This is a genomic window from Bradyrhizobium sp. Cp5.3, assembly GCF_000426265.1.
GTDB lineage: Bacteria > Pseudomonadota > Alphaproteobacteria > Rhizobiales > Xanthobacteraceae > Bradyrhizobium > Bradyrhizobium neotropicale.
The window spans coordinates 161,523-176,326 of sequence record NZ_KE384516.1; the positions used below are offsets into that span (position 1 = coordinate 161,523).

The following is a 14,804-nucleotide window of genomic DNA, read 5'->3' on the forward strand; positions in this document are numbered from 1 at the left end:
GCTTTCATCAGGATCTGAATGGCGACGGGACGATTGGCCCTGCGCCGTCCGGCCCCACCGTGGTCGAGAGCTTCGGATCGACCAGCCTGACCGAGGTCGGCACGCATTTCTATCTTTACGACAGCAGCGGCACCGGCCCATCGCTCAAATATCAGGGCGCCGACTATGTCGACGGTCAATTCGGTTCGATAACGCCGATCGGCGCCGAGCAGACGGCGAACGGATACGAGGTCGCCTGGAAGCTGCCGGGTGCAGATCAGTATTCGGTGTGGCTCACCGACAGCAATGGAAACTACCTCTCGAACGCCCTGACCAGCGTGTCGGGAGCAAGCGGCGCGCTGCAATCAATCGAGACCAGCTTCCATCAGGATCTCAACGGCGACGGTTACCAGGGCATCGTGCTGGATGGAAGCTTAGGCGGTCAGACGCTCGCCGCTGGTAGCAGTCCGACGACGCTAATCGGCGGCCCTAACGATATCCTCAGTGGGGGCAGCAGCGCCGACACGTTCGTGTTCCGGCCGGACTTCGGTGCAAACACCGTGAACAATTTCACGCCAGGAACGGACGTACTCCAATTCGATCATTCGATATTTTCCGATGCCAATGCAGCTCTGGGCGTCGCCCAGCAGGTGGGATCAGACGTGGTCATTGCGCATGACGGGTCAAACCTGGTGACCCTTCACGACCTGCAATTGGCTGCCCTGCCCGCATCGGACTTTCATATCGTCTGAGTTTGCGCTCGACGTGTTCGTCGGCGGCACGCACCTTCTTGCCCTGCCGCCCGGGATGCTGCATCCGACCGCGCCCTACAACCTCGGCTGAAACGGTACTCAAGCACCCAATATTTAATCCTCACTTTTCGGTTGCGAAATTAAATCTTTTAATATTTAATTGGAGCGGCTCTGAACTGGCGAATTTGGGCGAATACGACCGCGCTCGTTCCCTTGGGCGAGCGTCACTATTTTGCGAATCGCACCAACAACATTCACGGTGCAACGAGTGTTATTCGGCAATCTGGAAGTTTCATTCTCTCAGCAGGCGGGCCGCGGACGAATGGCGCGCCAGAATCCATATTTCGGGTTCGGCGGCATTCTTGGGCGCGAAGGGCCGGTCTGGCGGTCCCGCGCTATCCCGACAGCAACAAAGGCCTTCGTGGTTTTGCTTGAAGCAAAAATTGGAGGTTGTGCAGGCGACAGTGCCGGAACTGATGAGACCTTCCCCAAGACAAAATGCGTCGGGGCCTTTGCCGCAAATATGGACGCGCCCATGGACCCGGGAGAATCATGATGCTCGACGCGACAAATAGCAGGCTTTCCGTCATCGACCAGGAAAATCAGCAGCCCCCTTGGCGAGACGGGACCGGCTTGAGGACGTTGATCGAGAAACTTCGCCATCACCGGCGGATGATGATGGTTCTTATCCTGGTCGGCGCCACCGTCGGATGGGCGGCGAGCCTCGCATATGTTACCGTTAGAGTCCCGGCGTTCTCTGCTTCATCGGACCTATTGATTTCGAACACGACGCTGCAGTTGTCTGGCCCGGAAGCGGTCGTGACCCAGATCCTGGTCGAGAATTCGCTCATCCAGAGCGCGATCGAAGTGTTGAGATCCGGGAGAGTGCTTGGCCGCGTGATCGACAAGGTCGGATTGGAAGAGATCGAGCGCAAATTACCGAGATCATCATATGCCTTGCCGTGGAGCGCCTCTTCTTCGGAACCGGAGTCTTCGGACGCCAGCAGGAGACAGTCAGCGATCGTGTTGTTGCGGTCCAACATGACTGTCATACGTGTTGGCACGAGCCAAATCGTCTCGCTTGGCGCGAGAGCATTGACCGCGGCGGACGCGGCGACGCTCTCGAATGAGATTGCGGGAGCATTCGTTCAGGACCTGTACGATGCGAACGCCGTCATCACCACGAACGCTGCATTGCGGGAGCGGATCAAGGTGCTCGGTCCGACGGCCCGAATCATCAGCGAGGCCGTTCCGCCGAAGTGGAAGGATCCACCCAGGACTGCAGTCGCCATGGTGCTCGGCATCTTGCTGGGTGGCGCCTTCGGAGCGGGAAGCGGCCTCGCCTTTATCCTGCTGGATCGGCGCGTGCGTGCTGCAGAGCAGCTTGCGGCCGTGACTTCGGTCGAATGTTTCGGATACGTGCCCCGGGTCGACCCGCAATCTTCGTTGCCCTCGGAGCCCGACTACAACTTTGACCTGGAGGCCATATTGAGGCGGTCCGTACTGCGCCGCGTGCGCTCGGCGGTGCTTGAACGGTCGACAAGGGTCCCTCACATCGTCGGCGTGACGTCCTGTGGCGCCGCCGAGGGGAAGACCACGCTTGCCGCCAACCTGGCCCGGTTCATTGCCCGTGAAGGCTCGCGCGTGCTTTTGATCGATGCATGTCGCCCTGATGTGGCGAGCGGTTTGGGACAAGGCGACACGCCAGGTCTGCAGGAGTTGCTGCGGGAAACGGCCGCCCCGGACGACGTCATCGTGGACAACATTTGTCTCAACCTCGATTTTCTGCCGAGCGGAAGAGCTCTTGGCGATCTCGACCTGGTGTGGGGCAATCTCGTTCACGCTGTCAACGGCGGGCGCGAGCGCTGCTATGAATGGATCATTCTCGATCTGCCCGAACTTGCGACAGCGATCGATGTGCGCGCCGCTGGTCAGGTCTTTGACGACCTCCTGATCGTGGTGGAATGGGGCCGCACCTCCGAGGGACAGCTCCAGCAAGGGCTCCGCGCGCTGGGATCCTTGCGGGACAGAATCGTCGGCACAGTCATCAACAAGGCGCCATGGACTTCCATTGATCCCGAGACGGCAAGCCTGGCTAAGGCCGGCGGCCGGGTTGCGACGAGCAACGATCCGAAATCGTGGATGGCGAGGTACAGCTATGATCAAGAGAAGATTCAGTGATATTGCGACGGTCTTGAGCCTCGCGCTGATCTTTGCCGCGCCGCCGGCGTCCGTCCTGGCCGGCGATTACAGGCTGGGAGTATCCGATCGGGTCAAGATCAAGGTGCAGGAATGGCCGGATCTCGCCGGCGAGTATACGGTCAATCCCGACGGTGTCGTTTCGTTGCCCCTGATCGGGAACATCAACGTGGTTGGCCAAAATCTAACCGATCTGGCGCGCGAGATCTCCGACCGCCTGCAGCGACGTTCCGAGGGGGCAGAGCGGTCTTTCGCTGCCGTCGAAATCGCTCAGTACCGCCCTTTCGCAATCCTCGGAGACGTCCAAAAGCCCGGTCAATATCCGTATCGGCCGGGTCTTACGGTGCTTGAGGCGATCAGCGTTGCGGGCGGGTATTATCGACCTGACTTTGGCCTGCTCCGACTCGGTCGCGACGTTGCGCTCGCAACCGGCGACATCAACACACAAAAGGCCAAGCTGAACCGGCTGACCGCCCGCAAGGCGCGACTGCGCGCGGCGATCGATGGACGCGAGGATATTCCCCTGCCGCCGGAATTTGCGAAGAAGAACGATCCTGAGATCGCAGCGATCATGAAAAGTGAGCAAGCCGCGCTCGCTCTGGAGACCGAGATGAAGCGCATTGAACGGGCGGGATTGGACACGATCAGGACGCTGTATCAAAACGAGATAGGCTCGCTCCGCGGACAGGTGGGGGCTCTCTCACAGGAGAAGGAAAGTATTGGGACGCAGCTCAACCAGCTGCGTGCGATGGCCGCAAAAGGCCTCGCGCTTTCCCCGACAATGTTTGCCCTCGAGCGTTCGTTTGCCCAAGTTTCGAATGAGCAGATGAGCGCGGAAACGGCCATTGTGAAAGCTCAAGAGAACATCACGTTAGCCGAGCAACGTGTGAATCAGCTTCAGCAAGAGAGAGACCGTGTTAACAGTAAGGATTTACAACAGACCGCGTATGAACTTGCCGAGGCGCGCGCGAAAATCGAAACAGCAACCCTGCTACTTGAGGAGGCGCAGACTGGCGCCCCGGCCGAAGCCCAGCAGCGACTGTCACGAGACGGCGAGCGGCGGCGCTTCATCATTCTTCGAAGGGACGGCGACACGACCAAGCAGATCGTCGCGGACGAAACGACATTTGTGGCGCCGGACGACGTCATCAAGGTACCTACTATCCGCCCGGCACCGCTTGTTCCGAGCAACTCCATCGACCTCTCGCAGGCAGGCCCGCCGGAACGCTAGGCCCGCGGAGAGCGCTCCGCGATGGGGCGGTGCGACGGGCTCTGCTGCCGACGTGGGGCCGTGCCCACTCCCATTTCCGGCTATATCGCTTAAGCGTGGCGCCCCCCGGATTTCAGATCGTCTCCAAGCTGGGAAAATCTCGGTCGTGACCGCCCTGCACGCCGCGATGCGGGACACGGACCGTTCCTCACAGCCCCATTCATTGCCGAGCCAAACCCAGCGGGCGCGATCGAACCGGTTGTATTGCGCTCTAAGTCCCTTGATCCGGGAAGGCGGATCGCGACACCGAGAGTTGCAAAGCGGTCTCAGCGTCAGCCCCGCTAACACCGCTGGCAGCTCCCTTCACAGAAATCCCACAGGCCACCTCGATCAGGACGAGCGGCGCGAGAACCAGAAGCGTTTGGAGGCGAGCACCTACGAGCAGCCCGGCGAAAAAGTGATCGAGACAGACGACATTCGGAGCGAAGCCTGAGGAACATGCCACGAACCCAGCAGCGAGTGTTAAATGAAAGGCGCCCTTTCATTTATTTAATTCCGTTGACAATTTTGGTTTGCGCTGTTTAATGCCTAATTTTTGTTAACTTGCTTTTTGTCAGATGGTATTCAAATGAATGTTGTTGACCATCCCATCGACGCCAAAGTGGTAGGCGCGTTGCCCGTGGGCGAATTTAGTTCGCGCTATCGCGATATAATCGGTTGCGTTGTTGCCGCGAGCCTCGGAATCTTGGTGCTGGATGTCCTGACGCTTACGTACGGCGTGTATTATCCCGACGATATCAATGTGCTGCATCCGGTCGCCGTGGGCAGCGTAGCGGAAAGCCTGAAGTTCAGTACTCGGCCTCTCGAGTACTTTATCGTATCGGCGGCAAACGATGTCTATTTGCCGCTGTGGCTTGCAGCATCGCTGCTCTGCGTCGCGGGGGCGGCCGTCCTTGCGGGCTTGGCCTGCGAAAAGCTGCTCGAACAGCAGCTGCCAAGGGCGGGATGGTGGATTCTCGGTCTGGCCAATCCGCTCCTCTTTTATCTCGTTAGCCAGCCGGACACGCTATCGCAGGGCCTCAGCAACCTCCTCTTCGCCAGCGCGATGCTCGCCTTTGCTTACGAATTGCGCTGGCTGCCGGCTCGACCACCGTCAACTTGCCGCGACGATGGCCCAGCTGTCGTCCTCAATTTCCTTGCGGCGGCGCTGTTCTTCACAAAGGAGACGGCTGTCGCAGCCGCGGCTCTCTTGCCCGCAGCGACCGCCCTGGTCCGCCTGAGAGAGAGGCGGTTTTCGCCCATCTTCCTCTTTTCGTTGCTTTTCCCTGCCGCAGGCGCCATCAGTTGGCTGTGGATCAAGCTGCAGTTCCCGGCGATGGTCCCGACGCTCAACGCGGGGCATTACGCCCTGATGTTCGGCCCGGCCGGTTGGGCGCAAAACTTTATAATCACGCTGGCTTTTCCGGTAACGCCTCTGCCCAGCAGCTTTCTCGGGTTCGCATTATTGAGATTGCTCTGGATCGCGGTCGCGCTAGGCGCGGTGGCCCTCTTTCTCGCAATTGTCTGGTACGAGGTGCGGCGTCAGCCAAAAATTGCCTTGCCGCTTTTTCTGATCGCCGCCTGCTGCGCGCCGATGATCTTGGTAAAACCGTCCGAACTCTATTCCACTATGATCGCGCCCTTTGCGATAGCGATAATACTTCTCTTTGGAGTTTCGCGGGCGCCTCGGGTTAGCTGGGCGTATGGCCTGCTGCTGTACGGCGCTTCTCTCGCAAACGGCGTCGTCTATTTCAATGGCGGCGATTTCAAGCTTTTCGGTCTGCAACACATTCAATATTCCATCTATGACAAGTACTATCAGAGTGTTCCGATCTGCCCGATTGGAGGGACCGCTCATTTCGCTTGGGATCGTGCCGCATCGGGCCATTATCTGGGCGTGCCGGGACGACCCGTATGTGTTCGGCACTAAGGTGATTTGGTCGCGCTATAGGTTGCGGGGCATAGGCCGGATCCATCAACATGTTCTGGGGAGAATCCAGCATCAACACGACGCCGCTACAGTGGCGCCCGCGGCTTAAACTTGGCGAAGCCTAATCAGATTGTTGCGGCGCTCGAGCGGTTGGCTCCCGATCCTGTCGTCAATCCGGCAGTCTACACTGCGGTTGATCGAGCCCGCCCACCTCACCGCCACCGACGATCGGCTGCGCAACCCCGACCAACTCCGCCGACCGTCCGTTGCTCCACCCGCGCCACTTGACGTACAAAACCCCGAGACTCTAACCGGCGCTGGATGAAAATTCAGTGGCAGGTCAGATCCGAAACTCTTCGATTTTGCGTCCCGACTTCTTCGCGGCAACCAACCAGCGGGGAAGCTTGCCGCGGCCGGACCAGGTTTCGGAGGTCTGCGGGTTGCGATATTTCGGTAGCACCCGTGGATACTTGCGACGCCGTTTCGCGTCGCTCGGCTGGGCCTCGCCCGGTTGAACGACGGCGCCCATTCCGCGATCGAGGACGGCCAGGCGCTTCTCCAACTCATGCTTTTCTGCCTTGATCCGGGCCGCCAGGATCGCACTGATCTTCTCGTGGAGCGACCAGAGGTCGTCTAACGACATAGACTCGAGCTCGAGCTTTTTCTTCGACAACATTCCGACGCCCTGTAGAATCAATTCGGGTTTCAATATTGCCGCACCCGCGAATAATCAAGAGGGTACCAGATTGTTACCAACAAGAACAAAAATAGTGATTTAAGTCGGCGACTCGAACCGCAACTTCAACGAGCCTCCGGAGGCAAACTCTCCAACTTCGGGTGCGATTGCAGGTAACCGATGCGTGATCGACGCCCCGCGGTTCCGCTCGGCCGGCCTCCGCAACGCATGAACCGCCGCAACTGGCAGCGAATGCCCCGCTGGAGCTCGATCTGCGTCATGCGAGAGGGCTGCGCGGCCGATGGAACAACAAACGACACACATATTCACGAAAGCCGACCACGCTAAAAGCAATTTAAATCCACGAGCGCAACAAAAATCCATTTATAATAAGCAACCGCTTGATCTAACCGGGTATTTCTACTTCACAAAATTTAACCCGACAAATAGTCAAAAATTCAAAAATAATAGTTCCATTAATACAAATAAATTATATAATTTAATCTTCGAATGTTTAATTAGTAAGCGGTGTTTATCCCGCTTTCACCCGACGCACGCCTGGCATTGAGGCAGCCCCGACCATAATCGCAACCTGAATAGTGACGAGAATGCATAAATTGGATCTGGACGCCATGGATCTTGATGAACTCTGGCGCCTGCATGAGCAGCTCACGCACATTCTCTCGGAAAAAATTAGTGCGGAGAAGCTCGAACTTGAAAAGCGTCTCGCACAGCTCAACAGGGCCGAGCCGATCGGCGAGACCAAGGGTCCCTCCCCCGAGAAGCAGACCGACCGGCCTCCACGACGCAGATATCCAAAAGTTCTGCCGAAATACAGCAACCCGGCGGCTCCGGAGGAAACCTGGTCCGGCCGCGGAAAACAACCCCGCTGGGTCGTCGCGGCGCTCCAATCTGGGCACCGGCTTGAAGAGTTCCGGATATCCGATCCCGATCAGCCGCCCACGGATGAGAGCGACCGCGGCCAATACTGAATCGCGCCGCCCGTGGTGGGGATCAGATCAAAGCCAGTTGGGGCTCGCGGGTGCGCCGGAGATCCTTGGCAAGGCTACTGCGAATGCCCGAAATCTCGCCAAGGAGAACGTCACAGAGCTCGATTCGCGTGGTGAGCACGTTCGCCGTCGCGGACGCGTCTGTCAGTGCATGAAGCTGGACTTGGGTCTGCCTGATGATGCTCAGGGCATCGCTAACCGGACAGCTAGACGACGCCGCCAAATGACCCATCTTTGTCATGAAAGCCTCCCTAATCTGTTCCTTAGATAGCTTTCGATCGCTCGCTGCGCCCCTCGTCGAGGCGAGGCGCGCGCCTCGGCTCGTCGCTTTGCTGATTGCGATGCACTGAGTTTCCCGAGTTGCGCGCGGGCGATTCACCGAACGGCGGGAAGAAGAAGCTGCAGACGCGTTAATAGGCATTCCAGTACACCTTTCTGGAAAACAAGGTCATGACAATAATTTTGAGATCGAGCAGGAGTGACCAGTTGTCGATGTAATGCAGATCATGCTCCAGACGGCGCTGCATCTTCTCGAGGGTATCGGTGCCGCCGCGATACCCATTGACCTGAGCCCAGCCCGTAATGCCAGGCTTGACGTTGTGACGACGGTAGAATGACGAGATCAGTTCCGCGAAGGCTTCGTTTTGCGCAGTTGGATGGGGACGAGGCCCGACCAGCGACATGTCGCCGGCCAGGACGTTGAACAACTGCGGAAGCTCATCGATATTGGTTTGGCGCAAGAACCGTCCCAGACGAGTCACACGTGAATCGTGTCTGGTGACCGGTCTGAAGTTGTCACCCTCCTCCATCACGGTCATCGATCGGAATTTCAGCACACGAATGGGCTCGTTGTTGTAGCCGTGCCGCGTCTGGCGAAAGAACACCGGCCCACGGGAATCGAGCTTGATGGCGAGCGGAGCGATGATGAATACGGGGCTAGCCAGAATGAGGCCTGCGATTGCAGCGGCGACGTCGAACACTCGCTTGATCGCTCGGTTGAATGGAGTGAGGGGGGACTGGAAGATCCGCATGGTCACCATGTTGCCGAACTGGGTGATCCGCGAGACGGCCATGAGATCGATAGACCCAACGGGGACGACGTGAACGTCGACCGGCAGGTCTGATAGGGCGCTGGCGAGCACCAGAGCAGATGGAACATCCGGCTCCGAACTCAAAATGACGATGTCATCAGCTCGGAGAGGCCGGCACTCCGTAACCAGTTGGCGGGCATCAGGCAGCGCTCGGGCCGCGTCGGGACGCGCCGGCCCCGAATGGTCTGCGCGAACCATCGGAAAGTTGAAGGAGTGGATCGTCCGTATTCCGGCGACGATTGCTCGCGCGGAAAAATGCAGGCAGTGCTCCGGATCTCCGACAAGAATAACGCGCCTGGCGTCGATCAGCCCTGACGCAATGGCACGCTGCAGTAACGAGAACCATATTGTCCGCGTGCAGAGAACTGCGATCATGACGCTCACGCCTTGGACGATGACGGTAGCGCGCGAGTAGTCTGCCGAGATTTTCAGAACGAATATCGTCGAGACGAAGAAGGAGAATACGAGCAAGACAGCACTGGCGCCGCTCCACAGGAACACGTGGCGGGGCTGAGTCTGAATCCGCGAATATTGCCGGAGTCCTATTGATACCAGCAGGTGAAACGTGGAAATCAGAAGAGCTTCCGGAATGTACTGGGCGGGGTTCGGCCAATGCAGCAGGACCAGCCGATAATAGAGCACTGCTGCGAAATAAGCCGCAAAGGCTACGAGCAGGAATTCGGTGCCTGCTGCAAGCATCAATAGAGCAGCCAACTTGCCCCAACCAGCGCCTGCTGCGACTACCGTGCGGCCATCAACCGAATGTGCCGGAAGCTGCGTAGACCCCGGCAGATTGGTGAATGACGCATAACTCATAGCAACCTATCCGGGAGCTTCGTCTTCCTGGCCCAAGCAGTAGCATTCGGGTCACCGGGTGGAAATTGGCAATAAATGGGTACTGAGAGGTAACCCCAATGGTTGGTTGAGCTGCGGCCGTGCGTGTTTAAACTGCCGGGAAGTATCGAAATGGCGAAGCGGCCCAGCGTCAATGAGGACTGGGCGGTGGCCCTCGCCTGTCTGGACCTTCGTCCGACGGTAGCGTCGTCGACGCGGCTGCCTCCGCGGATGAACTTGAAGGAGGAAGGTGAGTGGCGACGCTGCTGACACAATGCAGCGTCGGCCTATTATTTCGAACGGAGAATAACATGCGACGTAATTATGATAGTTGTAAACGTGTTTTGGTCACCGGAGGAGCCGGCTTCCTGGGCTCCCATTTAATCGATCGACTGCTCTCCGAAGGCCATGAGGTTGTCTGCGTAGACAATCTCTTCACCGGAACCAAACACAACATCGAGCATTTGCACGCACACCCGCGCTTCGAATTTTTGCGCCACGACATCACCTTTCCCCTGCACGTCGAGGTCGATGAGATCTACAACTTGGCCTGCCCCGCGTCGCCGATCCAATACCAGCACGATCCGGTGCAGACCACGAAGACATCGGTGCATGGCGCGATAAACATGTTGGGCCTCGCCAAGCGGCTGAAATGTCGAATTCTGCAGGCTTCGACGAGCGAAGTTTATGGCGATCCAGCGGTTCATCCTCAAACCGAGGATTATTGGGGCCATGTGAATACCATCGGCCCTCGGTCTTGCTATGATGAGGGAAAGCGTTGCGCCGAGACCTTGTTCTTCGATTATCACCGACAGTGCGGCGTCGAAATCAAGGTTGCTCGCATCTTCAACACATACGGCCCACGGATGCATCGGGCTGACGGTCGAGTGGTTTCGAATTTCATCATTCAGGCACTCAACGGCGAGCCGATCACGCTCTATGGCGAGGGCAATCAGACTCGTTCGTTCTGCTACGTGGACGACTTGATTGATGGTCTCGTCCGCCTGATGGAGAGCCCCGCTTCGTTCACCGGACCGGTCAACATCGGAAACGATGGAGAATTCAGCATTCGAGAGCTCGCGGAGCTGGTGCTCGCTGAAACCGGCTCCTCGTCAAAGCTCGTCCATCTACCCCTGCCCCGCGACGATCCAAGGCAACGCCGACCCGATATATCCCTCGCCAAGGCCGAATTGGGCTGGCAACCGACCATAAGGCTGCAAGACGGATTGAAGCCGACCGTTGCATATTTCCGCCGCGACCAGGCGCATCGATCGTACAAGCTTGAGGAGCAATATCCGATCGTCGTCGACGAGCGGGATCAACTGATCAATTCCGTCGCGCACAACATCCTCGCGGCTGAATGATCGTTCCACAGCGTAGGGGTTCGGCCGTTCCAGACATCGACCGCCCCCCGGCCAGCGCCACGGGCGCGACCCTTGACGCGATCCCGGAATGCTGCGGCGGCCGCCAGGCCGCCGCCGGCAGGGCAAGTCCGGCGGTTGGCGGACCGGCATGAGGTCCAGCTCTGACGGCTGGTCGCGGAACTCGATCTGACGATCGCGACACCGACGAAACGGCCTTCGCGCCCGCCCGCTCGAGGAGGACAGGAAAAAACCTCATGCCTCAAAGACTACTTAAGTTCGCTGCTTGGGCCGGTCTGAGTTTCATTGCTTATTCGACCCTATCGCCGCTTAGAGACAGGCCGATTTTGCTGACCTCGTCCGCGCTGGAGCATCTTGCCGCATTTGCCATTCTCGGCACGCTCTTCTGCTTAGCCTATCCCCGGCGGACGCCTGCCGTCCTACTCATCGTACTTGGCAGCGCCGCGTTGCTTGAGCTTCTGCAGTTGCTTACTCCGGACCGCCACGCACGAACCCTCGACGCCGTCCAAAAGATTGCTGGAGGCACCGCAGGCGTTTTCGTTGGCCGCGCCGTTCTGCATTTCGATCGAGCACGTTCCTGGTTGTTGCACGCCAAATGGCATGTCGAGGCTAAGTGAAAACGGTCGCCTTCTTCGGCCACACCAATCCATTGGGACCCGGTTTTGCCCTCCGCGCAGCGAACGAGTTGAAGCGCATCTTCTTCGCCGCAGCCGGGCGACGCGCAGGAGGCGCTCTCGGCGCCGTCTCGTTACACTTCATGGTCACAGCCTCAGATCGGATCTGACCGCACGGCCGGAATCCGGCATGGCTCAGGCAACGCAGGACGCAGGCCTTGTGCGGTAACTATCGTTTGGCTGAAATACCCCGAAATTTCCGGACCAACCCTCTGCACAGGAGGGTTGCAGCAGGGTTACTGTTGAGCGGTGCAGGGACGAAGGGTGACTATCCCCGCCTCTCTGCAGCATTTGCTGGAAATGACCGGCTGAGCCGGATTCGCTTGTTCCTGGTCCTGCATGGTGAATGAAGATGACCGACGAGCAGTTGGTGCGCCTGAAAGTATACAGCAACAACATCCATCGCTATCGCCGATTGCTAAGGGGCAAGCTGACCGAGCAAGAGCGGCAATTCGTCAAAAGACGTCTGAGGGAAGAGCAGTTGGCGATCCAGAACCTGACGGCCGATCGCCTGCCGCTAAGTGACTCGAGAGCCATGTGAAGAAGGTTGCCTTCTGCCGGACCAATCCGTTGTTGCTTGGTTTGGCCAAACGCACCGTCGACAAGCTCAAGCAGGTACTCTTCGCCCTCGCTTAGCTTCCTGAGTACCGTCTCCGCCGTGTTAAGCATTCGAATGTTGCCAAGCCGCGACGGAGCAGCAAACCTTCATCGACCTGCTATCGCGCACGCACGCCACGACGACCCGGCAGAAGTTGAAGGTAAAGCGGCCGTAGAAAAGGCTCGCCCCCGGTTCTGATGCTGCCAATCGATACGAGCTGCCGAAGGCGCGGACGAACTCGATCATCTCCATGAGCTCATGGTGCGTCAGCACCAAATGGAGCCCTGCCAGCGGCATCAACAGGGCTTGAATGCCGATGCTGTTCATGACGCCCTCGCTCCTGCACGCGGCAGCGGCATGAATTGCGCGAGATAGGCGCTCCGCCATTGATAGGGCGTATCGCCGGCGAAGCGCTTGAACACTGTGGTGAAGTGCGCCTGGGTCTGGAAGCCGACCGTCAAGGCGACGTCGACGAGGGAGACGTCGGCCTGCTTGAGCAACTCCTGGGCGCGCTCGATGCGGCGCTTCAGCAGGTATTCGTGAGGCCGAACGCCGATAGCCGCGCGGAACTGCGCGGCGAAATGCATCCGGCTCAGACCTGCAACGGTGGCCAGATCCTGGAGCGAAATCCTCGCGCTCAGATTATCGTCGACATATTGCAGGACGCGCTTGAGGCGCCATTTCTGCAGCGATCGAACGGTTCGGCCGGGATGGCCCTCGCGGACATCGGCGGCGGGGTCGGTCTCGGCCTGTGCGCCAGACGTCTGCCGGCTGAACGTCCGGGTCAGGATCGCAAGCCGCAACGCATCGGCCAGGATTGCGGAATGGGCATCGTGCGTGGCTTCGGTTGCAACGAGCGCATCGGACAGGCGCCGCATGACCGGATCCGTGAATTCTCCTTCCGCAGACACCCGCTCGTTCTCTGCGGACGCGCCCGCAAGACGCTTCGCGGAAACCCTGAAGCTGAGCGCACGGTCGGCAGATGGCTCGACGTCGGCCGCGTGCGCCTCGACCGCCAGGGCCACGTCCAGATGGACCAGAGACAGCGTTATGCCCTCTTCGTCGAACCGGCCAGGGAGCCTCGACAGCCTGAGCCGACGGTGATCGATTCCCGAAACGTCGATCGCACGAACGACATGATTCTTGGCGGCTTGCGGGTGTGACATCTGTAGCGACATCGTCGAACCTCCTTGTCCCTTTCTCGATCCGGGAAGGCCCACCAGGCTTGTCCGAATGCGATGGGAGCAGAGTAGTTCGCCGGTCTGCGCGCTCCATTCTACGCGCGGGTGCGTTCACTAGGTTCTCAGGTTGCCTGCGTCATACCTAGGTATGATCGCAAAGTCGCCATCTGGGCGTCCGACTTGCAGAGCGACTCACCGGCCCCGCCTGCCGCCTGCGGTAAGGTGACGCGCCCGCCGAGAGGCCCCTGAAGTGGAAGCATAGTGCGTGGCCTGTTTTCCTTCGAAAATGTTTGTGATCGGCGCTTGCGCACAACTCACGAAGACGGGAGGTCTTCCAAGAGAGCACGAAAAACATCCGCCTGGATGTTGTCGGAAAAGAAAAATCGCGGCATCAACGCGGCTGCAATGCGAAGAATGAACGTCTGCGACGATGACAAGGCATGATCCAGCTACAGGCTCATCCATGAGCCGCGCCGGCTTGCGGTTCTCGTCCGGCCTGCTGGCGTTCGCTGTCTTTCTCGTCGACGTCCTCACGCCGCTCGAGGGCGCGGTTGCGGTTCTCTATGTCGTTGCGATCCTGCTGGCGGCGAGGACGAGCCGGCGCAACGACATCATCGTCGCCGCTGCGACATGCGTCATTCTGACGATGACGGCCTACGTCCTGTCGCACGATTTGAAATCGATCGCCTCACCTGCCCTGCGCGCGCTGGTGAGTCTCGCGGCCATCGGCATCACGACGTTGCTTGCGCTGCAGAACCAGGCCGCCACGAGCCGGCTTGCGGCACAAGCGCGCCTGCTCAACCTGTCGCACGACATGATCTTCGCCAGGGACAGGCGCGGCGTGATCACCTTCTGGAACAAGACAGCGGAGCAAACCTATGGATGGCCGGCCGAAGACGCGATCGGGCGTGTCGCTGACGACCCTGGCTGTGTGAAAAGTCGCGAGTCGGCTACGATTCCTCCGTTTCCTGATGGGGGGTGCGGATGGGACGTTTCGTTGAAGGCGCGGATAGATCCCAGCTGACGCTCTTGCCGGAATGCCTGGAGGATTGGGTAAGCGAGGACAACGCCGTTTATGTCATCGATGCCTTTGTCGAGGCGCTCGACCTACATGGAATGGGATTCGAACGTGTGATCGCCAAGGAGACGGGCCGGCCCTCCTACCATCCGGCAGTCCTCCTGAAGCTGTACATCTACGGTTATCTCAATCGGGTGCAATCCAGCCGGCGCCTGGAACGCGAGGCACGCC

The 14,804-nt window shown here is 59.0% G+C and carries 15 protein-coding genes and 1 pseudogene; 11 read left to right on the plus strand and 5 right to left on the minus strand.

The window, feature by feature from the left end:
• The 5 genes and pseudogenes from K289_RS47630 to K289_RS0143660 all read left to right on the plus strand — a co-directional run.
• A pseudogene (locus tag K289_RS47630) lies at positions 1–731 on the plus strand (hypothetical protein); the annotation flags it as partial.
• A 268-nt stretch (positions 732–999) separates the two neighbouring features.
• Positions 1,000–1,287, plus strand: a complete 288-nt coding sequence (locus K289_RS52075; RefSeq protein WP_198024913.1) for a hypothetical protein — start codon at positions 1,000–1,002, stop codon at positions 1,285–1,287.
• Positions 1,287–2,912, plus strand: a complete 1,626-nt coding sequence (locus K289_RS0143645; protein ID WP_027557034.1) for a tyrosine-protein kinase domain-containing protein — start codon at positions 1,287–1,289, stop codon at positions 2,910–2,912. Before K289_RS52075 ends, K289_RS0143645 begins: the two co-directional genes overlap by 1 nt.
• The gene (locus K289_RS0143650; protein ID WP_027557035.1) at positions 2,890–4,161 is read left to right on the plus strand and encodes a polysaccharide biosynthesis/export family protein; all 1,272 of its coding nucleotides are present in this window, start codon (positions 2,890–2,892) and stop codon (positions 4,159–4,161) included. Before K289_RS0143645 ends, K289_RS0143650 begins: the two co-directional genes overlap by 23 nt.
• Before the next feature lie 607 nt (positions 4,162–4,768).
• Entirely contained in the window at positions 4,769–6,109 is a 1,341-nt protein-coding gene (locus tag K289_RS0143660) for a hypothetical protein (protein ID WP_027557037.1), read from the plus strand.
• A 340-nt stretch (positions 6,110–6,449) separates the two neighbouring features.
• On the opposite strand, the gene K289_RS0143665 is transcribed toward K289_RS0143660, so the two are convergent.
• Positions 6,450–6,782: an H-NS family nucleoid-associated regulatory protein gene (locus K289_RS0143665; protein WP_027557038.1), complete on the minus strand. Its 333-nt coding sequence runs from the start codon at positions 6,780–6,782 to the stop codon at positions 6,450–6,452.
• A 611-nt stretch (positions 6,783–7,393) separates the two neighbouring features.
• On the opposite strand from K289_RS0143665, the gene K289_RS0143670 reads away from it, so the two are divergent.
• The gene (locus tag K289_RS0143670) at positions 7,394–7,777 is read left to right on the plus strand and encodes an H-NS family nucleoid-associated regulatory protein (protein WP_027557039.1); all 384 of its coding nucleotides are present in this window, start codon (positions 7,394–7,396) and stop codon (positions 7,775–7,777) included.
• A gap of 22 nt (positions 7,778–7,799) precedes the next feature.
• On the opposite strand, the gene K289_RS0143675 is transcribed toward K289_RS0143670, so the two are convergent.
• Both K289_RS0143675 and K289_RS0143680 read right to left on the minus strand, forming a co-directional pair.
• Positions 7,800–8,036 carry a hypothetical protein gene (locus tag K289_RS0143675; protein WP_027557040.1) on the minus strand — a complete coding sequence of 79 codons (237 nt, stop codon included), beginning with the start codon at positions 8,034–8,036 and terminating at the stop codon, positions 7,800–7,802.
• A gap of 169 nt (positions 8,037–8,205) precedes the next feature.
• A complete protein-coding gene (locus K289_RS0143680) occupies positions 8,206–9,702 on the minus strand; it encodes an undecaprenyl-phosphate glucose phosphotransferase (RefSeq protein WP_027557041.1) in 1,497 nt (498 codons plus the stop codon).
• A gap of 329 nt (positions 9,703–10,031) precedes the next feature.
• Here K289_RS0143680 and K289_RS47635 point away from each other — a divergent pair, with 329 nt between their 5' ends.
• The 3 genes from K289_RS47635 (at position 10,032) to K289_RS47645 (ending at position 12,317) form a co-directional block, all read left to right on the plus strand.
• A complete protein-coding gene (locus K289_RS47635) occupies positions 10,032–11,084 on the plus strand; it encodes a UDP-glucuronic acid decarboxylase family protein (protein WP_084788997.1) in 1,053 nt (350 codons plus the stop codon).
• Positions 11,085–11,338: 254 nt separating this feature from the next.
• On the plus strand, positions 11,339–11,719 hold the full coding sequence (locus tag K289_RS47640) for a VanZ family protein (RefSeq protein WP_063614302.1): 381 nt from the start codon (positions 11,339–11,341) through the stop codon (positions 11,717–11,719).
• 409 nt (positions 11,720–12,128) lie between these two features.
• Positions 12,129–12,317, plus strand: a complete 189-nt coding sequence (locus K289_RS47645; RefSeq protein WP_035688456.1) for a hypothetical protein — start codon at positions 12,129–12,131, stop codon at positions 12,315–12,317.
• A gap of 120 nt (positions 12,318–12,437) precedes the next feature.
• Here K289_RS47645 and K289_RS47650 read toward each other — a convergent pair whose 3' ends face one another.
• Together K289_RS47650 and K289_RS47655 are read right to left on the minus strand one after the other, a co-directional pair.
• On the minus strand, positions 12,438–12,701 hold the full coding sequence (locus tag K289_RS47650; protein ID WP_051311421.1) for a hypothetical protein: 264 nt from the start codon (positions 12,699–12,701) through the stop codon (positions 12,438–12,440).
• On the minus strand, positions 12,698–13,552 hold the full coding sequence (locus K289_RS47655; RefSeq protein WP_035688371.1) for a helix-turn-helix domain-containing protein: 855 nt from the start codon (positions 13,550–13,552) through the stop codon (positions 12,698–12,700). The genes K289_RS47650 and K289_RS47655 overlap by 4 nt, the downstream gene beginning before the upstream one ends.
• 466 nt (positions 13,553–14,018) lie before the next feature.
• Between K289_RS47655 and K289_RS0143715 the strand changes: the two genes are divergently transcribed.
• Together K289_RS0143715 and K289_RS0143720 are read left to right on the plus strand one after the other, a co-directional pair.
• Positions 14,019–14,579 carry a PAS domain-containing protein gene (locus tag K289_RS0143715; protein ID WP_027557042.1) on the plus strand — a complete coding sequence of 187 codons (561 nt, stop codon included), beginning with the start codon at positions 14,019–14,021 and terminating at the stop codon, positions 14,577–14,579.
• On the plus strand, positions 14,540–14,804 hold a 265-nt coding region (locus K289_RS0143720; protein ID WP_035685302.1), incomplete at its 3' end, for a transposase. The genes K289_RS0143715 and K289_RS0143720, both read left to right, overlap by 40 nt.